The sequence below is a fragment of the Pleomorphomonas carboxyditropha genome (assembly GCF_002770725.1).
GTDB lineage: Bacteria > Pseudomonadota > Alphaproteobacteria > Rhizobiales > Pleomorphomonadaceae > Pleomorphomonas > Pleomorphomonas carboxyditropha.
On the sequence record NZ_NQVN01000002.1, the window covers coordinates 388,277 to 410,270 of the forward strand.

20 protein-coding genes are annotated in these 21,994 nt (G+C 67.5%); 2 read left to right on the top strand and 18 right to left on the bottom strand.

Annotated features, from left to right (window positions below; translation table 11 throughout):
* Positions 1–280: 280 nt before the first annotated feature.
* From CJ014_RS06245 to CJ014_RS06300, 12 genes are all read right to left on the bottom strand, one after another.
* A complete protein-coding gene (locus CJ014_RS06245; RefSeq protein ID WP_100079668.1) occupies positions 281–1,261 on the bottom strand; it encodes a sugar-binding transcriptional regulator in 981 nt (326 codons plus the stop codon).
* A gap of 107 nt (positions 1,262–1,368) precedes the next feature.
* Positions 1,369–1,701 (bottom strand): acyl-CoA thioesterase, encoded by a 333-nt coding sequence (locus CJ014_RS06250; RefSeq protein WP_100079669.1) that lies wholly within the window; start codon positions 1,699–1,701, stop codon positions 1,369–1,371.
* A gap of 119 nt (positions 1,702–1,820) precedes the next feature.
* The gene (locus CJ014_RS06255) at positions 1,821–3,785 is read right to left on the bottom strand and encodes an NAD(P)/FAD-dependent oxidoreductase (protein ID WP_100079670.1); all 1,965 of its coding nucleotides are present in this window, start codon (positions 3,783–3,785) and stop codon (positions 1,821–1,823) included.
* Between the two features lie 104 nt (positions 3,786–3,889).
* A complete protein-coding gene (locus CJ014_RS06260; protein ID WP_100079671.1) occupies positions 3,890–5,197 on the bottom strand; it encodes an MFS transporter in 1,308 nt (435 codons plus the stop codon).
* Between the two features lie 124 nt (positions 5,198–5,321).
* Positions 5,322–5,966, bottom strand: a complete 645-nt coding sequence (locus CJ014_RS06265; RefSeq protein WP_100079672.1) for a CoA-transferase — start codon at positions 5,964–5,966, stop codon at positions 5,322–5,324.
* Positions 5,967–5,977: 11 nt separating this feature from the next.
* Entirely contained in the window at positions 5,978–6,628 is a 651-nt protein-coding gene (locus CJ014_RS06270) for a CoA transferase subunit A (protein ID WP_100079673.1), read from the bottom strand.
* Between the two features lie 11 nt (positions 6,629–6,639).
* Positions 6,640–7,809, bottom strand: coding sequence for a thiolase family protein (locus tag CJ014_RS06275; RefSeq protein ID WP_100079674.1), 1,170 nt, complete (start codon positions 7,807–7,809; stop codon positions 6,640–6,642).
* A 28-nt stretch (positions 7,810–7,837) separates the two neighbouring features.
* Positions 7,838–8,683: a beta-keto acid cleavage family enzyme gene (locus tag CJ014_RS06280; RefSeq protein ID WP_100079675.1), complete on the bottom strand. Its 846-nt coding sequence runs from the start codon at positions 8,681–8,683 to the stop codon at positions 7,838–7,840.
* Between the two features lie 297 nt (positions 8,684–8,980).
* Positions 8,981–10,270 carry an MFS transporter gene (locus CJ014_RS06285; RefSeq protein WP_100079676.1) on the bottom strand — a complete coding sequence of 430 codons (1,290 nt, stop codon included), beginning with the start codon at positions 10,268–10,270 and terminating at the stop codon, positions 8,981–8,983.
* Positions 10,271–10,330: 60 nt separating this feature from the next.
* Positions 10,331–11,110, bottom strand: a complete 780-nt coding sequence (locus CJ014_RS06290) for a cyclase family protein (RefSeq protein ID WP_100079677.1) — start codon at positions 11,108–11,110, stop codon at positions 10,331–10,333.
* Between the two features lie 70 nt (positions 11,111–11,180).
* Positions 11,181–12,746, bottom strand: a complete 1,566-nt coding sequence (locus tag CJ014_RS06295) for an FAD-dependent oxidoreductase (protein WP_165790767.1) — start codon at positions 12,744–12,746, stop codon at positions 11,181–11,183.
* A 79-nt stretch (positions 12,747–12,825) separates the two neighbouring features.
* Positions 12,826–13,332, bottom strand: a complete 507-nt coding sequence (locus CJ014_RS06300; RefSeq protein WP_100079679.1) for a flavin reductase — start codon at positions 13,330–13,332, stop codon at positions 12,826–12,828.
* Between the two features lie 275 nt (positions 13,333–13,607).
* Here CJ014_RS06300 and CJ014_RS06305 point away from each other — a divergent pair, with 275 nt between their 5' ends.
* Positions 13,608–14,789 carry an acetyl-CoA C-acetyltransferase gene (locus tag CJ014_RS06305; protein ID WP_100079680.1) on the top strand — a complete coding sequence of 394 codons (1,182 nt, stop codon included), beginning with the start codon at positions 13,608–13,610 and terminating at the stop codon, positions 14,787–14,789.
* Between the two features lie 184 nt (positions 14,790–14,973).
* Positions 14,974–15,894, top strand: a complete 921-nt coding sequence (locus CJ014_RS06310) for a LysR family transcriptional regulator (protein ID WP_165790768.1) — start codon at positions 14,974–14,976, stop codon at positions 15,892–15,894.
* Between the two features lie 99 nt (positions 15,895–15,993).
* Here the strand turns inward: CJ014_RS06310 and CJ014_RS06315 are convergent, their stop codons facing one another.
* From CJ014_RS06315 to CJ014_RS06340, 6 genes are all read right to left on the bottom strand, one after another.
* Complete coding sequence (locus CJ014_RS06315) at positions 15,994–16,995, bottom strand: enoyl-CoA hydratase/isomerase family protein (protein ID WP_100079682.1); 1,002 nt, start codon at positions 16,993–16,995, stop codon at positions 15,994–15,996.
* A gap of 312 nt (positions 16,996–17,307) precedes the next feature.
* The gene (locus CJ014_RS06320; protein WP_100079683.1) at positions 17,308–17,811 is read right to left on the bottom strand and encodes a GAF domain-containing protein; all 504 of its coding nucleotides are present in this window, start codon (positions 17,809–17,811) and stop codon (positions 17,308–17,310) included.
* 71 nt (positions 17,812–17,882) lie between these two features.
* The gene (locus tag CJ014_RS06325; protein WP_100079848.1) at positions 17,883–18,389 is read right to left on the bottom strand and encodes a DUF1543 domain-containing protein; all 507 of its coding nucleotides are present in this window, start codon (positions 18,387–18,389) and stop codon (positions 17,883–17,885) included.
* 135 nt (positions 18,390–18,524) lie between these two features.
* On the bottom strand, positions 18,525–19,529 hold the full coding sequence (locus tag CJ014_RS06330; protein ID WP_100079684.1) for a hypothetical protein: 1,005 nt from the start codon (positions 19,527–19,529) through the stop codon (positions 18,525–18,527).
* Between the two features lie 67 nt (positions 19,530–19,596).
* The gene (locus tag CJ014_RS06335) at positions 19,597–20,676 is read right to left on the bottom strand and encodes an ABC transporter ATP-binding protein (protein WP_100079685.1); all 1,080 of its coding nucleotides are present in this window, start codon (positions 20,674–20,676) and stop codon (positions 19,597–19,599) included.
* Positions 20,676–21,989, bottom strand: coding sequence for an ADP-dependent glucokinase/phosphofructokinase (locus CJ014_RS06340; protein WP_165790769.1), 1,314 nt, complete (start codon positions 21,987–21,989; stop codon positions 20,676–20,678). Before CJ014_RS06340 ends, CJ014_RS06335 begins: the two co-directional genes overlap by 1 nt.
* Between the last annotated feature and the right edge of the window lie 5 nt (positions 21,990–21,994).

Here is a 21,994-nt window from a genome sequence, read left to right on the forward strand (position 1 = left end):
CCTCACGCTCATCGCCGGACCTGGATGGCCGTCATGACCATCCGCGTTCGGCAGGTTCTCTGTAACATCTTTCCGTAATAAATTTCAAGTGGCGGTGACGAGAATTTCATCCCTTGGAAATCCGACGCGAAATAAATTGCCGGAGCCTATGAAAAAGCCGGCAGGCCGCGGCAATGCGAACTCCATCGGCAGCCCGGAGGACCGCGAATGGAGATGGACTGCGGCGCCGGAGACGAATGACGCTGGCCGGACGGGAGACGAAGACGGTCGGCGCTCGGCTTCAGTCGCAGAGGTCGACAACGGCCTGGGCGGTGCGGACGTCCGTGACGAGAATATTGATCAGCCGCGACCGGGCGGCGCCGATAATGGCCGCGGCCTTGGCGGTGGAAACGGCAACGCCGATGACCGAGGGGATTTCCCTCAGTTGCTGCACCGACAGAGCGATCAGCCGGTCGGCCCCGTTCCACGACACGAGCTGTCCGCGGATATCGAAATAGTGGCGGATCACGTCGCCGACCGCGCTGGTGAGCTGGCGCTCATCGGGCGTCACGCCAAGCTGGCCGGCCGCCGGCGAGACGTGCGGCAGGCCGATGCCGACAATGGCCGCTTCCGCTATGTCCCAGAGGGCTATGGTCTCGCGGATGCCGGGGTCGCTCAGGAAGGCCTCGCGCAACGTGGCCGACGGCAGGTAGGGCGCGTGCAGGAAGCGCGGCGTCCCGCCCATCTGTTCCGCCGCCAGGCGGACGAATTCGTTGATCTGGAAATGCGCGGCCGTTTCCTGCATGCCGCCGTTGGCCGGCACGGTGACGACGCCGGGGATTCGCTCGAGGCCGGCCTGGATGATGTCCCGTACGGCTCTTCCCCAGCCGATCGCCACCACCGAGCCGGGATGAAGTCCGGCGTCGGAAAGGCAACCGGACACGGCCCCGGCGAGCGAGGTTACCGCGTTGGTCTCGGGAACGTCGGCGACGACGGCTCGCTTCAGCCCGAGCTTTTGCTCGAGATCGCGGGCCAGTTCCTCCGGGCCGACCAGATCCCGAACCTCGATCCGTACGATACCATCCTCGCGCGCCCGCTTGAGCAGCCGCGAAATGGTGGCCGTCGAGAGGCCAAGCTGTCGGGAGATCTCATTCTGAGGAATGTTCGACAGGTAGTAGAGCTTGGCGACTGTGTGCAGGAGAGCCCGCGAGGATCCCGGCTCCTGCCCAGTGGAATCGGACAGATCGACCTCCGTGAAATAGATTGCAGCCCTCCTTATCATCGAAGGAAATTTATTGAAACAACCAAACCGCATCAAAAGACCGTTTGGACGGGTCGTCACGCCCACTCGCCCTTGGCTGGCGGCCGCCAGCGGCAGGCTATCGCCTGTCAGGGAGCGATGGCCTTCGGCCGGCCCTCGGCGTCGATGGCCACGTAGACGAACTCAGCCTCGGTGACCTTCTCGCGCCGGTCGGACAGGAAGCGCCGCGCCCAGGCCTCGAGACGGAACCGCATCGAGGTGCGGCCGACAGCCAGCAGCTCGGCGTAGACGCACAGCACGTAGCCGACCTTCACCGGCTGGATGAACGTCATGGCGTCGACGGCGACCGTCACCGCCCGGCCGCCGCAGCGATGGACCGCCGCGATGCCGCCGGCCGAATCCATCTGCGACAGGACCCACCCGCCGAACACATCGCCGTAGGCGTTGGTGTCGGCCGGCATGGCATTGATGCGGATGGTGAGTTCGCCGCGTGGGTCTTTCGTTATCGCCGTCGGTGCTCCTCGAAGGAAGGGGCGGCGCGGATCCCGCCGGAGGGAAGCCGCGCCGCATGATATCCGCGTCAGAGATCCATCGCCGCCGACATGCCTTCGTAGACGGCGTCGAGGATGAAGCGCGGGCGCCTGCAGTCGCCGACCGGCACAAACCACGGCACGCTGTTCCGCAGCGCGTCCACCACGTCCCGGCGCGCCTTCATGCCGGTGGCGAAGAGGACGGTGTCGGCGGCGCGCAGCGTTTGCGCGCCGTCGGCAGCCACGAGCATCACGCCCTCCGGCGTGACCTCGGCGACCGTCGTGTTTAGCGACCAGCTGAGGCCCGGCGTCTTGCGCATCAGCGGCAGCAGCGCGCGGCGATGGCTGTCGTTGCCCTCGATGGCCAGGTCGCCGCGCACCTCGACGATGTGCACCTCCTTGCCGCGTTCGGCCAGGTAAAGGGCGATCTCCGAACCGGTGAGCCCGCCGCCGATCATCACCACCCTCCGGCCGATCCTGTCGAAGTCGGCATAGGCGAGGAGCGCGTGGGAGGCGTGGTCGATGCCCTTGATCGGCGGCACCGCCGGCACCGAGCCGGCGGCACAGATCACTGCGTCGGGGTTCCTGTCGGCGATATAGCCGGCGGTCACCTCGGTGTTGAACGCGAAATCGACGCCGGCGCGCTGGGCGCGGGTCACCAGCGAATCGCGATAGCGGCGGAAGTCGTTCTTGTGCGGATCGACCTCGGTGAACCACAGCGTTCCGCCGAGCTTGTCGGTCTTCTCGGCCAGCAGCACCTTGTGGCCGCGCTCGGCGGCCGTGATCGAGGCATAGAGGCCGCCGACGCCGCCACCCACGACGAGCACGTTCTTCGCCTTCCTGGGCGGAGGCGCCCAGCGCAGACGCAGCTCGCGTCCGGACCGCGGGTTGACCGTGCACAGGAACGGCGGCGCGCTGGGTCGCTTGTTCGGATCGGGCGGCAGCGGGTTGAAGCAGGAACACCGCAGGCAGGGCGCGATCTCGTCCGCCCGGCCGGTGAGGGCCTTGTTGACGAACTCCGGATCGGCGAACTGCTGGCGGCCGAGCGCGATGGCGTCGACCAGTCCGTCGGCGAGCACCCGCTCGATATGCGCCGGATCGTTGTAGCCGCCGACCGACACGACGGGAACCTTGACCGCTTTCTTGATCGGGATCGCCAGATCGAGGTTGCAGCCGTGGTCGTGGTACATGGACGAGAAGGCCTTGGACTCGACGTGGTTGAAATACATGCCGCTGGTCACGTGGATGAGGTCGACCTTGTCCTCGATCATCTTGCAGAATTCGACGGTTTCCTCGATCTGCATGCCGCCGGGCGTGCGCTCGTCGCCGGACACGCGGTATTCGATGAGGAAGTCCTCGCCCACCTGCTGGCGGACCTTGTCGAGCACCAGCCGGGCGAACCGCGCCCGATTTTCCAGGCTGCCGCCCCACTTGTCGGTGCGTTTGTTGGACAGCGGCGAGGTGAACTGGCTGAGCAGCCAGCCGTGGCCGCCATGCAGCATGGCCATGTCGAAGCCGAGAGCCTGGGCCGAGGCGCAGGCGACGGCGAAGTTGTCGGCGACGCGATGGATCATCTCCTCGTCCATCTCGTCGACCTGAACGCCGTCCGGACGCAGCATCGCCGACGGCCCGATCGGATTCCGGCCGCCGAGCAGCGCCGGATGGTTGGTGTTGCCCGCGTGGTTCAATTGGATCGAGGCGACGGCGCCGTGCGCCTGGATCGCGTCGGTCAGGATGTGGACCGATTCCAGGTGGTGCACGGTCAGCCCCGGCGACACGATGTCGAGGCCGTGCTCGTGGCGCGCGGCATAGTCGAAATCGACGAAGCTCTCGGTGATCGTCACCTGGGCGAAGCCGCCGCGCGACCGCCCTTCGTACTGGTCGATTGCCTCCTCTGTCGGGGCGCCGTCGACGACACAGCGGCTGGTGGTCACCGGCGGCGCAAACACCCGGTTCTTGAATGTCGTCTTCTTGATGGTCAGAGGCGTGAAGATATGGGGAAACGGTATCGTCATGACGTGGTCCTCCCCTCATGGGGTTGCGGTCCGGGCGGGGGCCGGACCGGTCAAGTCGGATGGAAACACAGTGATCGCTCGGCCCGGTTCGGCAAAGGTCCCGTTCAGGCGATCGGCCGGGTATCGATGCGCGAGACCAGAACGATGGTCAGCAGGCAGACGCCGGCGAGCAGCGCATAGGCGCCGGCATAGCCGCCGAGGAAGTTGAGGCCGAAGGCGAGGATCGAGAAGGAGAAGCAGCGTACCACCGACTGGATCGGGTGGATGACGCCGAACGCCTTGACGAACTGCTCGCGGCGGAACTTGCTGGCGACGATCGACGTGGCGAAGTTGGTGGCGCCGCCGAGGCTGAAGCCGATCATCAGCAGCGAGGCCCAGAGGACGGCGCCCTTCGGCTCGAACATCTGCAGCGCGACGGCCACCAGCCACCACAGCATGTAGACGACGAGGGCCGGCTTGGTGCCGAGCTTCTGGCCTACCCAGCCCCAGGCATAGGCGCCGGGAATGCCGATCAGCGCCGTGATCATGACGTAGGAGATGGCCGTGTCCATCGGCAGGCCGAGGGCGGTCAGGCGCGGCACCTGCTGGCTGATGACGCCGACCAGCACGATGTAGACGCAGCCGGTGGCAAGGCCGATCAGCCAGACGTCGACGTCGCGCAGCAGCCGGCGGGTGGTGAGCTCGGCGGCGTCGGCCGGCACCGCCCGCTTCAGGGCGGCGAGCTTTTCCAGCGACCGCGGGTCGTTGTCGGGATGGCAGCCGACCTCCTCGGGCCGGTTGTGGATGAAGAGGGCGACGGCCACGAACAATACCGCCAGAAGGGCCGACAGGCCCCAGAAGCCGTAGTCGGGGCCGAAGATGGCCAGGAAGAAGGCGACCAGCGGCACGAAGAAGGCCGAGGAGAGGGCCTGGCCGACGGTGGTCCAGCCGAACGCCAGGTCCTTCTTCAGCGGGAACCAGGTGGCGATCAGCGTCGGGCCGGCGATGTAGCCGAAGCTGGTGGCGAAGAAGCTGAGCCCGGCAAAGCACAGCGCGAACCGCGCGACGGAGCTCGCCTGTCCCATCAGTCCCCAGCAGACGGCGCAGGCGGCGATGCCGATCAGAATGGTGAGCTTGGCGCCGTATTTTTCGGCGAACTTGGCGGCCAGGAAGCCGGCCGGCACGCCGGCCCAGGCGGCCGGCGTCGCCCAGGCCAGCAGCGTCGCCTGGTCGAGGCCGTAGCGGGCGATCAGCGTCGGCAGGGTGATGTTGAGGCCGTGCGTGGCGAGGCCCGCCGCGAACCAGAACAGCACGGCCTGAAAACCGATCACCGTCCAGCCGTGCCGGCCGAAGTTGCTGCTGAGATCGGTGACGGCGGGATCGGCCACCTCCCCGCTGGCGGTCAGCCCGGCCGCCGATGTCTCGTTCTGCATGATGTTCCTCCCTTTCGGGATCGTGGCCCCGTGATTTTGCTTTGGTTCGCCAACGGCCCCGGTCGCCGCCTCCGGCGCCAGGGTCGATGGTCTGATCGATGCTTTCCGGCCTTCGCCGTCCCCCTCAGGCCTCCATGATCCTGAGGTCGTCGGCGACGATCAGCTCCGGCTCGATCTGGCGGGCGATGTCCTGCGGCGTCACCCCGTCGACGATGTCGGTGAGCACCAGGCCGCGCGCCGTGACGTCGATGACGCCCTGCTCGGTGACGATGTGGTCGACGCAGGCGCGGCCGGTCAGCGGGAAGGTGCAGGCCTTCAGGATCTTCTTCTCGCCGCCGCGCGCGCAGAGCTCCATGGCGATGATCACCTTGGGCGCGCCGGTGACGAGGTCCATGGCGCCGCCCATGCCGACCATCTTGCCCGGCCGCGCCCAGTTGGCGAGGTCGCCGTTCTCGGCCACCTGCAGCGCGCCCAGCACGGTGGCGGCGAGGCGGCCGGAGCGCACGATGGCGAAGGACTCGGCGCTGTCGAAGGCCGAGGCGCCCGAGAGCGGCAGGAACTGCTGGCCGGAGGCGTTGGTGAAGCTTTCCACCTGCCGCAGCCCGGTCGACAGCGGCCCGACGCCGATCAGGCCGTTCTCGGTGTGGAACATGACGCCGGGGTCGGAATAGGCCGGGCAGAGGCTCGGCATGCCGATGCCGAGGTTGACCACGTCGCCCGACTTGAAATAGGCGGCGACGCGCTTGGCAATTCTGTTGCGGATGTCCATTTGCTTTCGCCTCAATGCGCCAGGATCATGTCGACGAACACGCCGGGGGTGACGATGCGGTCGATGCCGATCTCGTCGACTTCCATCAGGAGGTCGGCGTCGACCAGCGTGACGTCCGCCGCCTTGGCCACCAGCGGGTTGGTGTTGCGCGAGGTGCCGCGGTAGGCGAGATTGCCGAGCGGGTCGGCCATGCGGGCGCGCACCAGCGCGACGTCGGCCCTGAGCGGCGTCTCGAGGATGTAGTCCTCGCCGTCGACGCGGATGATCTGCTTGCCTTCCTGCATGATGGTGCCGAGGCCGGTCTTGGTCAGCACGCCGCCGAGGCCGGAGCCGCCGCAGCGCAGCCGCTCCATCAGCGAGCCCTGCGGCACGAAGGTCACGGCGATCTCGCCGGCCTCGATCAGCGCCACCGTTTCGGTGTTCATGCCGACATGCGAGGCGACGATCCTGTCGACGCGGCGGTGGTGGACGAGGCGGCCGATGGTCAGGTCGGCGTCGCCGGTGTCGTTGGAGATCAGCGTCAGATGCTTGGCGCCGCTGTCGAGCAGGCACTGGATCAGGTTGTTGGGCACGCCGCGATTGGCGAAGCCGCCGCACATGATCGTCTGCCCATCCTTGAACTGGGCGACGATCTCGTCGCGGGAGCGGATCTTTCCGGTCATGGGTTCACTCTTCATTTTCTCGTCAGCAGCACGGCGACGCCCTGGCCGCCGCCGACGCAGAAGCTGATGACGGCGTTGGCCAGGCTGCGGCGACGCATTTCGTCGACGGTCTTGGCGGTGAGGATGGCGCCGGTGCCGGCCAGCGGATGGCCGAGGGCGATGGCGCCGCCGTTGGGATTGACGCGCTCGATCGGCATGCCGATGTCGCGGATGCAGGCGAGCGCCTGCGCGGCGAAGGCCTCGTTGAGCTCCCAGAGGTCGATGTCGGCGACGGAAAGGCCGGCCCGCTTCAGGAGCTTGTCGACGGCGGCGATCGGCCCGAGGCCCATGTAGTTGGGATCGACGCCGGCCACGGCGTAGCCGCGGAACACGGCGAGCACGTCGAGCCCTTCGGCCTCGGCCGCCTCGCGCTCCATGACCACCATGGCGCCGGCGCCGTCGCTCATCGGCGACGAGTTGCCGGCGGTGACGAGGCCGTCGGGAATGAAGGCCGGGCGGAGGGCGGCGAGCGTCTCGATCGAGCAGTCGGCGCGCACGCATTCGTCGCGGCGCACCGTGGCGGTGCGGCCCTTGCCGAGATCGACCTCGATCGGCACCAGCGCGTCGTCGAAGCGGCCGGCATCCCAGGCGGCGGCCGCAAGGGCGTGGCTGCGGACGGCGAAGTCGTCGAGCTCGCGGCGGCTCAGGCCGTAGCGGCGGGCGACGTTCTCGGCGGTGATGCCCATCGTCACGTGGCCGATGCGGTCGGGCGCCGTATGGATGTCGGCGAACTTCGGCGGCGCCACCGAATAGGCGACCTCCGCCTTCTCCAGCGAATAGGTGCGGCGGGAGTCGCTCTCGACGCCGCCGGCCACGATGACGTCGGCGAAGCCGGCCATGATCTGGATGGCGCCGTAGGCGAGGGCGTTGAGCGAGGCGGCGCACTGCCGGTCGAGCGTGATGCCCGGCACCGACAGCGGCAGGTCGGCCTCCAGCGCCACCATCCGCCCCATGTTGTTGATCTCGTTGTTCATCAGGTTGGCGAAGATCACGTCGTCGATGCGCGTCGGATCGATGCCGGTCCGCCTCACCGCCTCGCGCACGGCGGCGGCGCCGAGCATGTGCGCCGGCACCGGGGCGAGGGCGCCCCGGCAGCGGCCGACCGGCGTGCGCACCGCCGAAACGATAACTGCTTCTCTCATGGCTGGATTTTCCGTCTGGAAGAGGGGCTCAGCGGGCGAGCGGCTTGAGACCGAGGATGTCGCGGGCCTCGGCCGGGCTGGCGGGTTGCTTGCCGAACAGGCGGATCGCCGCGGCGGCGCGCTCGACCAGGCTGACGTTGGTGGCCTTCACCCCCTTGGCGAAGTAGATGTTGTCCTCGAGGCCGACGCGGACGTGACCGCCGAGCGCCAGCGCGCCGTAGAGGATCGGCAGGTGCGCCTTGCCGATGCCGAAGGCCGACCAGGTCGAGCCCTCCGGCAGCTTGGAATGCAGGTAGAGGAGGTTCTCGACCGTCGCCGGCATGGCGCCGAGCACGCCGAGGCAGAGCTGGTAATGCACCGGCGCCTTGAGCTTGCCCTGGCCGAGGAAATAGTCGGCGACGCCGAGCATGCCGGCGTCGAAGATCTCCACTTCCGGCTTGACGCCGCGCCCGATCATCGCCTCGCCGAGCTCGCCGAGGAACTTCGGCGAGTTGGTGAACACGCCGCCCGGCATCCAGTTGAACGAGCCGGCGTCGAAGGAGGCCATCTCGATGCCGTCGAGGGTCTTCACCGCTTCCATGCGGCGGGCGTCGTCCGACCGGCTGTCGCCCGACGTCGTGCAGTTGATGACGACGTCGCAATCCTCGTGGGCGCGGATCAGGCGGATGGTCTCGGCGAACTTCGCCGGGTCCATGGTGCCGAGGCCGGCTTCGTCGCGCACGTGGATATGCACCACGGCGGCGCCGGCCTGCCAGCAGCGATAGGCGTCCTCGGCGATCTCCGCCGGCGTCAGCGGAATGAACTCGTTGGCGTCCTTGGGGGTCACCGCGCCGGTCAGCGCCGCCGAGATGATCGTCTTGTCCTGCGTGCTCATATCTCGTCCTGTCTTTCGTGGGTTCGCAGGACGTCGCCGGTGCCTTGGGGGCGGATCGGATGGCGGAGCCTTTCCGATCCTAAGTATTGATTGGCGACGTCACGTATTTCATCGCCATGATATGGATGCGTCTTTCTTATTTGTAATTCTTTTTGTGTATTTCGATCATGCGGCTTATGAATAATGGGCGGCAAGAATATGTATATTAACCGATAAATTTGCCCGGGGAATTGGGAAATCCGATCGGCGGACCACGCCCGCCGATCGGAATATCTTGCCTGCGTCGTTGCCTTTCCGTCAGGCGGCCGCCTTGTCGCCGACATTGCCGGGCGCGGCGCTGGAACCGCGCTGCAGGCGGTTGAGCACGATCGCCAGGAGCGCGCCGGCCACCGCCACCACGGCGAGGATGTTGACCGTCGAGACGTAGGTGCCGGTGGCGGCCAGCGCCTGCGCCGACACGAACAGCCCCACCGAGCCGCCGAACGAGCCGACGCCCATCCAGATGCCGTTCATGGTGCCGACGATGCGCGGATCGTAGGCCTCGGCGATCTTGGTCTGCAGGAGCGGCATCAGCATGCCGATACCGAGGCCGGGCAGGATCAGGAACAGGAAGAACAGCGGCTGCACGCCGTAGATGCCGGAGAACTGCAAGGCGCCGTAGGTGACCGACAGCAGCAGCGCCGCCACCAGCATGCCGCCCGGCCGGCCGCCGAGATACTTGCCGGTGATGTAGCCGCCGATGACCGGCGCGATGATCGAGGCGACCTGCATGATCGACATCAGGCTGCCGCCGGCCATCGGGCCGAGGCCGAGGCCGACCGGCGCCGCTTCGGCGAAATAGGACGGGGTGATGCCGAAGGCGGTCTGCATCAGCCAGTTGGCGGCGAAGGTGACGACGACGCCGAGCCAGGTGAAGGGCGAGGCGAGGGCGGCCCTGGCGCCGGCGCCGGCCGAGCCCTGTCCTTCCGGCGCGCCGATCATCGCCGGCTCGCGGCCGCGGGTCAGGCGGAAGATGAAGGCGCAGTAGAGCAGGGTGAGCAGCGGGATGACCGAGATGCCGGCCATCGCCGCTTTCCAGTCGCCGAAGGCGTTGAACAGCATCGGCGTCAGCACCACGCCGGCCATGGCGCCGAGCGGGATGCAGGCGCCGGTGATGCCGAGCGCCAGCGCCCGCTGCTCCATCGGGAACCAGCGGATGGCCAGCGGCACCATGCCGGCCATGCAGAAGCCGACCGTGAAGCCCTGCAGGGCGCGGATCACCGCCACGGCGGCGTAGGATTCCCCGACCCACAGCGTCAGGAACGTCGGCACGAAGGCCAGCGCCGCGCTGACGGTCACCGACAGCGCCGGCCCGTAGCGGTCGGCGAACACGCCGCCGATGAAGAAGGAGAAGGACGAGAACAGCATGAAGATCGTCATCAGCTGCACCGCCTGCGGCAGCTCGACATTGAGCCCCTTGGCGACCTCGCCCAGCAGCGGCGCATAGGCCATGGCGACGAGCTGGAAGCAGACGCCGGACAGGCACAGGGCGACCAGCACCGCCCAGCGGATTGGCGAATAGCTCGCCGGCAGGTGTTCGGTTTCCATCGTTTTCCTCCCAAGGGGACGGGTGGCGGCCTCCCAGCGGCTCCCGTCCCTCGTTTCGGGTCAATCGGATTGCGGACAGTAGGCGATCGGTCGCAGCGGCGAGCCCGAGCCGCGCTCGATCGGCAGGGCGGTGGCGACGAACAGGCACTCGCGACTGACCAGTTCGAGGTTGGCGACCGATTCCAGGATCAGGATGCCGTTCGGCAGCCAGTGCTTGCGGTGGCCGGGCATGTCGATGATGCGGCCATCGACGAGCGCGCTCTCGCAGGCGATGGTGTCGGCGCCGACCGCCGTCACGCCGCGCTCCTTGAACAGGATGGTGACCTCCTCGTTCATGCCCGGCGAGTTGGTGGCGTACCACTGGGCCAGGTTGTCGCGGCGCCAGTGGGCTTTCAGCCAGCCGAAGTTGACGAGCGCGATGTCGCCCGGCCGGACGGCGCAGCCGTGCCTCTTCTCGTAGGCCTCGATATCGTCGGTGGTCAGCACCTCGCCGGGCTGGAAGGCGCGGTCGGAGAAGTCGTAGACGACGGCGGGCGCGACGAGGGCGTCCACCGGCAGCGTGTCGACGGTGTCGTCCTTGCGGTTCTGCGCCACGTGCGACGGCGCGTCGACGTGGCAGCCGACGTGCTCGGGCATCACCACGCTCTGGCAGTAGTAGCCGTCATGCTCGTAGGTGATGGTCGGATCGATGAAGAAATGCGGGTGCGTCGGCCAGCGCGGGATGCCGCGTTCGAGCCGCGGCGCCAGATCCACGGTGCGCATGGCCTTGAGGCGGCCATAGAGGTCGTCGACCGCGTTCCGGCAACGGCAGGCCGGCCGCGGGGAATTCGGGGTACACATCTGTCGGGTTGCTCCTCGCGAGCTGCCGGGAAAGTCCGGGCGCCGGGGGAGAGCCGGCGCCCGGAGGAGGTCAGGTCCGGGCGGCGACGGCCGCCTGAGCCAGCCTTTCGCCGAGCACGTAGCTCAGCGTGATCGCCCGGCCATGGCTGAGACCGGGCGCCATCAGCGGATATTCGTTGGCGAAGAAGTTGCCCTGCATGTTGCCGACCGCGTAGAGGCCGTCGATCTTGTTGCCGTCGACGTCGAGCACCTGCATGTCGGGGTCGCAGTCGAGGCCGCCCACCGTCACCAGGATGTGCGAGCGGATCGGCACGGCGTAGAACGGCGCCTGTTCGATCGTGAACATCAGGTAGGACTCCTTGTTGAAGTCCTCGTCCTTGCCGTTCCGCGCCATCTCCGAATAGCGCTTGCAGGTCGCCACGAAGGTGTCGGCCGGCACGCCCATCTGCTGCGCCAGCTCCTCCAGCGTATCGGCGCGGCAGAGCCGGCCCTTGTCGGCATGGAAATTGAGCTGGTCGATCGGCTCGGTGATCGGGCCGTCGAAGCCGGTCTCGAAGGTGGCGTGGTCCTTCTCGTACTTGGCGTCGAACACCGCCCAGGCCTGGCGGCCCGGCTGGCGGAAGCGGCCGTTGACCAGGTTCTGGTTGGGCAGCGACTCGCTCTGGAAGCGCTTGCCGAGCCGGTTGACGTGCATGAACGACTGGTTGCCGGCCATCAGGTCGATGTGGAAGCCGGGGATGGTGTGGATCATCACCGGATGCGGCCAGTTCTGCAGCCCGGCGCCGACCCATAGCGCCTGCGCGAACACCTCGCCGCTGTTGCCGCCCTGGGGGCTGAAGGTCCGGATTTCCGGATCGTTGGCCACCGGGCACCAGGCGTCGACCATCTCCTGGTTTTCGGTGTAACCGCCGGCCGCCAGCACCACGGCGCGGGCGGCGGCGAATTTGACGTAGCGGCCGTCCTTGTCCTTGGCGACGATGCCGGTGACGCGGCCGCCGTCCTCGCGCAGAATGCGCTCGCAGGCGGTATTGTAGTGAAACTCGGCGCCGAGCTTCTTCGCCTCGCCCTCGACGAAGGTCAGGAACCCTTCCTGGGTCGGGATGTATTCGTTGCCGGTGCTGATCTTCTGGCCCTTGCCGGCGAAGATGTGCGCCGTCGGATACTGGCGGAACATGTCCGGATAGGTCTTGGCCACCGAGAAGCAGTCGACCAGCGCCACCTGCATGTCGTTGGCCCGGCAGAGGTCGATGTAGTGGTCGAACACCCGGCCGCTTTCGTGGACCCAGATGCCGACCAGCTCGGGATGCACGCGGTTGGTCGAGAAGCGCACGAGGTCGGTCAGCAGCATATCCTCGTCGATTGTGATGCCCGCTTCCTTGTGCAGCTTGGTGTTGACGGCGCCGTTGTCCATGCCGCGCGCCGACAGGCTCGGCAGCTTCTCGATGAGCGCCACCTTCAGCCCCTGTTCGGCCGCCGAATGCGCCGCGAAAATGCCGGCGCAGCCGGCTCCGACGATCACCACGTCGAAAGTGCGTGTCTCGGCGATCGCCGAGATGGCGAACGGCGCCGGCGGCGTGTCCCAGATCGGCGCGCCCTTCTGCGTTCGGCCGCGGCCGACGATATGCGGATCAACCATGTCCTTCCTCCAAGCCGATCCCTTCGGGGATCTTGTTCTGTCGCGGCGGTCCGCCGCCTGTGTTGATAAGCCGGCCGCCTCAGGCGGCGGCCCTGACGCCGGCCGCGATATCGACGTAGGCACGGTCGCAATAGGCGAGCGCATCGGCGCTAAGGCAGCAGGCGAGCGCCATCACACGGCCTATCAGAATATTGTGGGTGGCGGCGACATGGACCTCGGCCAGCTCGCAGTCGAAGCTGGCCACCGCGCCGCTCAGCACCGGCGCGCCGGTGGCGAGCGTCGTCCAGTCGGCGGCCGCGTAACGGGCGTTCATGTCCTGAAGGCCGCCGGCGAAATGGCCGGCCAGCTCGCGCTGGTCGCCGGCCAGCACGTTGACGCAGAAGCGGCGGTTCTCGGCGAACAGATGGCTCTGCGCCGAGCTCTGGCGCATGCAGACCAGGAGCGTCGGCGGCTCGTCGGATACCGAGCACATGGCCGTCGCCGTGAGGCCGCCCCGGCCGGCCGGTCCGTCGGTGGTGATGATGTTCACCGCCGCGCAGACGCGCGCCATCGCCTCGCGAAAATCCTTGTTCGATAGGTCGGCCATCGTCGATCTCCCTGCTGGCACCGGAAACCAACGCGCCGGGCGGTCACGATACGGATTTCAGATGCATTCACATTTGCCACGCTAATCAATATCCATCATTCCGAGTATTACATAATTCTTTTTTAGAATAACAGTTATATCATGAAAATATAACAACATATTAGAGATATTACTCTTGATTGTCTGCATGTAACTGGCGTTTGTTCGGACGGCATCGAAAGCATCGGCCCATTTATGCCCGGCTTTCTTGTCTCCAACAACTTGTGTGAATTGAAATGAACGACGAAGTTGTCATTGTCGGCGCCGCCAGAACGCCGATCGGATCTTTCAATGGCGCATTGGCGCAAATGCCGGCCCACAAGCTTGGCGAAATTGCCATTCGCGCCGCGCTCGACCGGGCTGGCCTCCGCCCCGAGGAGGTGGACGAAGCGATCCTCGGCCAGGTGCTGACGGCCGCCCAGGGCCAGAACCCCGCCCGCCAGGCGGCGATCGCCGCCGGCCTCCGCCACGAATCGACGGCCTACGGCGTCAACCAGGTCTGCGGCTCCGGCCTCAGGGCGGTGACGCTGGCGGCGCAGGCGATCATGGTGGGCGAGGCGGAGGTCGTGGTGGCCGGCGGCCAGGAGAGCATGAGCCTGGCTCCGCACGCCCTGCACCTGCGGACCGGCGTCAAGATGGGCGCCGCCGGCATGGTCGATACCGCCGTCGCCGACGGCCTCTGGGATGCCTTTGGCGACATTCACATGGGCATCACCGCCGAGAACATCGCCGAGAAATACGGCATCTCGCGCGCCGAGCAGGACGATTTCGCGCTGTCCTCGCAGATGAAGGCCGGCGCCGCGCTGAAATCCGGCCGCTTCGTGGGCGAGATCGTGCCGGTCAGGATCGAGACGCGCAAGGGCGCCATCACCGTCGACACCGACGAGTTCCCGCGTCCCGAATCGACGGCCGAGGGCCTCGCCCGGCTGAAGCCGGCCTTCCGCAAGGACGGCACGGTGACCGCCGGCAACGCCTCCGGCCTCAACGACGGCGCCGCCGCGCTGGTGCTGACCTCCGCCGCCCGGGCGGAGCGGCAGGGCCTGAAGCCGCTCGCCCGCATCGCCGGCTGGGGCGTCGCCGGCGTCGATCCGGCCTATATGGGCCTCGGCCCCATTCCGGCGACGCTGAAGGCGCTCGGCCGTGCCGGCTGGAGCGTCGGCGACCTCGACCTCGTCGAGGCCAACGAGGCCTTCGCCGCCCAGGCGCTGGCCGTCTGCCGCGACCTGGAGTTCGATCCGGCAAGGGTCAACGTCAACGGCGGCGCCATCGCCCTCGGCCATCCGATCGGCGCGTCCGGCGCCCGCATCCTGGTGACGCTCCTGCACGAGATGGAGAAGCGGACCGCCCGGCGCGGCCTCGCCACGCTGTGCATCGGCGGCGGCATGGGCGTCGCCCTGGCGGTCGAGGCGCTCGCCTGACGGCGACGCTGCGATCCGGCCGCCGACGCCGCAGAACCGGGCCGCCGCCGGAGGGCGGCCCGGATGCCGATTAGCCCTGACTTGCGAATATCTCGCAAAAATGGCTAGCTCGGATATTAACTGCGCCCTGCCGGAGAGGCGGAGGAAAAGCGGGGCGGGGGAAGAGACGGGAAGAGGAGGCTTCATGGAAACACGTTTGTTCCATGAATTTTTAGTGCTGACCAAGCTCTTGAACTTCAGCCGCGCCGCCGAGCAACTCGGCATGACGCAGCCGGTACTGACGCGTCACATCAAATACCTGGAGGAACAGTTCGGCGCCCAGCTCCTCGACCGCAACACCCACAAGGTGGAGCTGACCATGGCCGGCCGGCTGTTGGCCGAGGAAGCGGCCAAGATCATCTCGCAATACGAGGCGTCGTTCTCCGTCGTCCAGTCGGCGCTCGGCAAGGGCAAGCAGAAGCTCGCCATCGCCTTTCTCGGCGAGGCGACGCGGGGATTCCTGCTGAGCTTCCTGACCGAGTTCCGCCGCGGCCACGCCGCCATCGTCGTCGAGTGCAGCGACACCGAGATCGACACCATTCCGGCCGCGCTCGCCAAGCGCGCCACCGACCTGGCTTTCAGCATCCGTCCCAACCGGCAGGTCGACGACGGCTTGCAGCGCATCGCCCTGTTCAACGACCCGCTCTGCGCCGCGGTGAATCGCAACCATCCGCTGGCCGAGCGCGATTCCATCTCGATCCGCGAGATCGGCAACTGGCCGCTGATCGGCGTCAATCGCCGCGACTTCCCGCTGGCCGGCACCTGCAATTCGCATTTCGTGGAGCGCTACGGCGTCGAGTTCAAGCCGGTGATCGAATGCGCGAACCTCCAGACGTGCTGCTTCAATCTCGAGCTGCACGACAACATGGTCGTCATGCTGCCGAAGCATCGCCGTGACCTCCTGGGGCCCAATTCGGTGATGCTCGATATCGAGGAAAAGGACTGTCAATATATCGTCGAACTGGTGTGGGACCCGCAGAACCGCAATCCCAGCATCTCCACCTTCGTCGACGATCTCAGGGCCTATGCCGACACGCGCGGCTGGGGCGAAGGCATGCTGCTGTAGCCCGCGCTATCGCGAGGCGGGCGGCACCTCGGAGACGGAATGCCGCCCGCCCGCCGCCGGCCCCTCCAGCGCGAAGGAAGGGCCGGGGTCGGCGTTACTTCACTTGATCTCGTCTTCCTCGCGGCCGCCATCGATGCGCGGACGGATGATCTTGCCCTTCTTTTCGGCCGCCTTGACCAGCTCGGCCTCTTCCTTGGCCCACTGCCAGTAGTTGACCTCGTGCGGCGAGTGCTCGGTGGCGGTCACGTACATCTCGGTGGCGAACGAGCCGCGCAGTTCCTTGGCGATGTCCTCCTTCCAGGCCTGGCGCAGGATCTGCGTGGTGATGCGGCGCGTCGTGCGGGTGCCGGTGCGCATGATCAGCTCGGCGATCTCCCAGGCGCGGTCGTAGGTAGCCTCGAGGTCCGGGCAGATCTCGTTGATCATGCCGAGGGCCAGCGCCTTGCGGGCGGTGATGATCTCGCCGGTCAGCTCGGCATAGGCGTAGCGCTTGCGGCCCATCAGCTCGCGCCAGGCGATCTGGATGCCGTCGCCGGGCACCATGTTGACGCGGTAGTGCATCTCCGTCGTCCAAGCGTCCTCGGTGGCCAGCGTGATGTCGTTGAACAGCACGAGGTCGGTGTGGAAGGCGGCGCCGTTCCAGACGCCGATGGTCGGCACCTCGATGTCGAACACCTGGCCCTCGATGTCGTTGGTGCCGTCATAATACTGGAAGTCGTACATCTTCCAGGCCTCGGCCGGCGCCGAGGTGAACTCGGTGGCCGGCTGCCACACGCCGTTCTTGTCGAGGCGGCCGATGCCGCGCATGAAGTCCTTGCCGGAGCCGCCGAGGATGATCACCTCGTTCTCCGGGTCGCGGCCGGCCCAGTTGAAGAAATAGTGCAGGCCCTGGTGGGCCGGCGCGCCCCACTGCAGGCTGTCGCCGTCGGTGTGCAGGCGCGCTTCGAGGATGCCGTTCTTCCGCTTCATGGTGAAGCAGTGCTTGAGCTTGTCGGAATACTCCGCGAACGTCATGTGCGGAATGCAGCCGTAGTCCTTCTCGGCTTGGGTAGTGGTCTTGCTCCGCTCATGATCGGAGGGATAGTTCGCGCGGATCACCATGATCGGTTCCTTCCAGACAAAAATATAGCCTGTCGTCCCGCGTTCGCTGCGAGACAACAAAGGTGAAGGCGTGGAATTGCCTTGTTTCGATAGAAGTACTGTTAGTTGAGCATCACTTCTTATCGTGTGGCGAAGCTAGCAGCAGCAATCAAGTGGTAGAAATTCTTTTTGGTTCTTTTGGTTATGCCTGTTTTCTATAACCGGCTTCTCGCGCCGAAGTCCTGCGGAAGCCGCAACACGCCCTCGAATGCCGCCCGTTCGCAGACGGGGGCAGCCTCGTCATCCGCCATGATCTCGAACCGCGCCCTGCAGTCAAAGTCCGAACGAGCCGTCGCTGCCGCGGACGTAGATGGCGGCGAGCGCTTCCAGCCCCGCCTGGTCGTCGGCGTCGAACCGGCCGGGAAGAGGGCTGTCGAGGTCGAGCACGCCGACGATTTCGCCATCCCGCCAGAGCGGCAGAACCAGCTCCGACCGTGACGCCGAGTCGCACGCGATATGCCCCGGGAAGGCGTGGACATCCGGGACCAGCATGGAGCGCCCTTCGGCGACGGCGCTGCCGCATACGCCCTTGCCGACCGCGATGCGAACGCAGGCGACCTTGCCCTGAAACGGGCCGAGCACCAATTCGCCCTGCGCCCGCCGGAAATAAAAGCCGGCCCAGTTGAGATCCGGCACCGCGTCGTAAATCAGCGCCGACAGGTTCGCCGCGTTGGCGATGGCATCCCTCTCGCCGTCGATCAGGGCCCCATACTGGGCCGCCAGCTCGCGATAAAAGGCGATCTTGTCGGCGGCGTCGATCCTTCCGGCAACGAACATCGCTTATTCCATCCTCTTTTCAAGGGATTGGCAGCCAAGGCCGATGAATTCCCCGGCCGGGGCGGCCGGCATCAGGCGATCGGAACGTAGTTGCAGGTGAAGACGAATGGTTTCGGCGCCGAGGCTTTGGCGAGACGGATCGAATAGCCACGCTGTTGCAACGTCGCCGAGAGGTCGACCGCCTTGTCCACCTCGAACAGGCGGTCCTTGTGCGGCAGGCTCCAGTCCCGCACCAGCGTCAGGGCCTTTGCCTTGGCCGTAGCGGCGTCCGGGGAAACGATCAACACGTTGCGGTGCAGCTCGGTGAATTCGGTCGGGCTGTAGCCGCCGAGGTTGACGAAGAACAGCCGATCGGCCGCCGGCTCGCCGCCGTCCGCCACGAGCGAGACGTCGTAGCCCTCGGCCTGTTCCACCTCGCCCCAGCAGTCGAGATGCAGGCTTTGCGGATCGCCCCACCATTGCGATCTGAGGTCCGCGTAGCAGTCTTCCGCCGTTTCGCCGATCGAAAAACGAATGTCGTGCAATTCGACGTTGGAATTCCTGAAATTGCCGCCCACCTGGAACATGAAGAGTTTCACGGCCACCTCCTGCGTCTTGGTCATGGCCTATTGGTTCACGCGGCCATGTCAAGCCCGAACCGACGCGAGGCTCCCGACAAAAACGCCCGGAGCGGCCGTGCGCTCCGGGCGGAAAGGGTGCTCGGGCAGGCGGCGTCAGGCGGAGGCCGCCGCCATCAGGACCGTCTCGGTGACGGCGCTGTCGTCTTCGAGGCTGCGGACCGCGGCGATGCCCTTGTCCCTGAGCACGGCGTGGTAGGACCTGACCGCCTCGAGCGGCTGCATGTCGCCGTCGGCCACGGCGCGCATGTGACGGACCATGTCGAGCTGGCTCTCGGCGAGGTTGATCTTGCGGCCGAACAGCGCGACGCGGGCGCCGTATTTCTCGGCCTGGTAGAGCAGCTCGAAGGTGTCGCGCGTCGTGCCGGCGCCGCCGCCCAGCACGCCCACCACCAGTTGCGGATCGTAGGAAGCGAGCTCCTCCAGCGCCTTGGCGCCGTTGTAGGGATACTTCAGGAACTGCGGCCGGTCGACCTTGAGCACGCCCGACAGGCAGCGGGCGAGATTGTCGTTGACGAACGAGCCGATGTCGGACGGCGCGATGCCGCACTCGACGTTGGGGTTGAACACTTCGAGGAAATACTCGATGCCGTTCGCCGCCGCGTCCTCGCGGAAGTCGCGGAAGGCTTCGAGCGACTTGAGGTCGGCCTCGATGTCGTTGACGAAGGTGATGGAGTAGAGGCCGAGGTTGCCGATCTTGGCCTCGGCGATCCGCTTCAGCGACGGCGTGCGGAACGGGCGCGACGGGCCGAGCTTGCCGTAGCCGTCGGGGCGGGCGCCCCAGATGTCGGTGGTGTCGTTGGCGCGGAAGGCCGGCCGCACCGGGCTGTCCCGGAAGGCGCCGGCCTCCTGCAGCAGCTCGAGGTTGGAGCAGGACACCAGCATGATGTCGAGGAGATCCTGGCGGATCAGTTGGGTGATCATCTCCAGGAACTCGGCGCGCGTCCGGAAGCGGACGAACTTGCCGTCCTCGTCGCGCACCGGCCCGGTGCCCGGGATCGGGTTGGACATGTCGCCGTCCTTGGCGTCGGCGATGATGAAGTCGCCCTTGGCGTAGTTGCCGGCCCGGATCTTGGCGAGCTTGGCGTTCATGCGGAACATCGAATTCTCCTTGGCTGCTTGGGCTTGGGCTGCCGCCGGTTATCCGGAACGGCATCGAGGGAAAGGTTCAGCTTTCGCCGGGCTTGGCGATGCGGCGGCCGTCGGGGTCGAACAGGTGCAGCCCCGCCGGATCGACGCGCAGGCGGACGAGATCGCCGACGGCGACGGTGGGGGCGCCGACCGCCTGCAGAACCACCGGCGCGCCGTCGGTAAGCGCGATGTGGACGAGCGTCAGGCCGCCGAGATGCTCGGCGAGCGTCACGCGGCCGCCGAGAGCGCCGTCGTCGGCAATCAGCAGGGCCTCCGGACGGATGCCGACGCTCAGCTCGCCGTCCTCGCCGAGCGGCAACGGCCACGGCAGGGCGATCCTGCTGCCGTCGAGAAGGCGCGCCGCGCCGCCGCCGTCCGCCGCGCGGGCCGGCAGGATGTTCATCTGCGGCGAGCCGATGAACCGGGCGACGAACAGGTTCTGCGGCCGCTCGTAGAGGCGGACGGGCGACGCCACCTGTTCGAGCCTGCCCTTGTTGACGACGGCGATCTTGGTGGCCAGCGTCATCGCCTCCACCTGATCGTGCGTCACGTAGATCATGGTGGTGCCGAGCTTCTGGTGCAGCTCGGCGATCTCGACGCGCATCTGCATGCGCAGGGCGGCGTCGAGGTTGCTGAGCGGCTCGTCGAACAGGAACACCTTGGGGTTGCGGACGATCGCCCGGCCCATGGCGACGCGCTGGCGCTGGCCGCCGGAGAGCTGGCGGGGATAGCGGTCGAGCAGGTCGGTGAGGCCGAGAACGGCGGCGCTGGTCCTGATCTTCTCGGCCGCTTCCGCCGCCGGCACCTTGGCGAGGCGCAGCGCGAAACCCATGTTCTCCGCCACGGTCATGTGCGGATAGAGCGCATAGTTCTGGAACACCATGGCGATGTCGCGGTGCTTGGGCGGCACGTCGTTCATCACCTCGCCGTCGATCAGCACCTCGCCGCGGCTGATGGTCTCCAGGCCGGCGATCATCCGCAGCAGGGTGGACTTGCCGCAGCCCGACGGCCCGACCAGGACGACGAAGGCGCCGTCCTCGATCTCGAGGTCGATGTCGTGGATCGCCTCGAACGCGCCGTAGGCCTTGGTGATCGACTTGAGAAAAACGGGTGCCATCACGGTCTCCGCGGGTCTGTATCGGCGATCGCGCCGGCCGGCAGCCCGACCGGGCCGACAATCGGCCTGTGACGGGTGTTGGAGTGGACGAGCAGGCAGCCGGCGGTGAAGCTGTCCCCGAGGCCGACGGTGGAGGCGGGCCGTTCGAGATAGGGCGCGGCGACGCAGGCAACCCGGCGGCCGTCCGGCAACGACGACAGCGGCGGCACCGGCAGCGGGCCGAAGCTCGCCCGGCGCGGCACGCGGGGATGCGACGACGGCCGGCCGGCCTCGGCGCGGGCGGCGGCGAGCAGACAGCCCATGGCGAGGGCGTCCAGCTCCACCCCGGCGTCGCCGCGGGTGACGGCAAGCGCCCAGCCGTCGGCATGCACGACGAGGCGGTCGACGCCGAGCCGGCGCGACAGCTCGTCCGCCTGCGCCAGCGGATCGTCGCCCGGCACCAGGCCGCGCAGCTCGTTCTGGTTGAGGCCGATCGACGTCACTTCGGGTGCCAGGCCGGCCAGCGTGGCGCCGAGCGTTCCCGGCCAGGGATAGTCGCCGAGCTCGAGGTGGACGATCGACAGGCCGGCGCGGCGCCAGGCCCGCGCCGCCGCCGCCAGACGGGCGAGCGCCGGCGGCAGGTCGGCGAGCGGAACGGCATTCGGCGACGACAGCAGGCCGACGCGGAGCTGCGGCCCATGCGCCGCGACCCAGCGGTCGAACATCGCGTCCTCCTGCAAGGCCTCGTCGGCGAAGCGGACGATGACGCGGGTCGAGCGCTCCGGCACCAAGCCGGGCAGCGGCCGGCCGGCGGTATACTCGACGATGTAGTGCGCCGGCCCGGAGCGGCGCGCCGGCCGGCGATGGCGTGGCGAGCCGAGCGTCGCCCCGCTTTCGGCCAGCCCGATGCCGGCGTGCAGCGCGGCGAGCTCCTCGGGACCGGCTTCTCCAAGGGCAAGAAGGGACGGCGCGCCGATGGCGGCCAGCGTCCAGGCGGCCTGCGCCGAGGTGCCGCCGATCGCCATGCCGTCCGGCAGCGTATGCGGATCGAGGAAGGCGGCGCCGTCCGGCCAGTCGTCCACCAGCAGTTCGCCGCCGCGTCCGGCCCTGGCGCGCGCCATCAGCTCGGCGAACAGGCGGCGGGCGCCGGCCTCCGGACGCTCGGCCAGCGCCGGTGCCACGGTGTGCAGATCGATGCGCCGGTCGAGGCAGGCGGCGAAGCCGGTGACGAGCGTCGTCGCGGCGGTGACGAGGGCCGGCAGTTCGGCGGCGAGCCGGTCGTAGGCGCCGGCCCAGTCGATCGGCGTGACGGCAATGGTCGGGGCGCTGTTCATCGTCG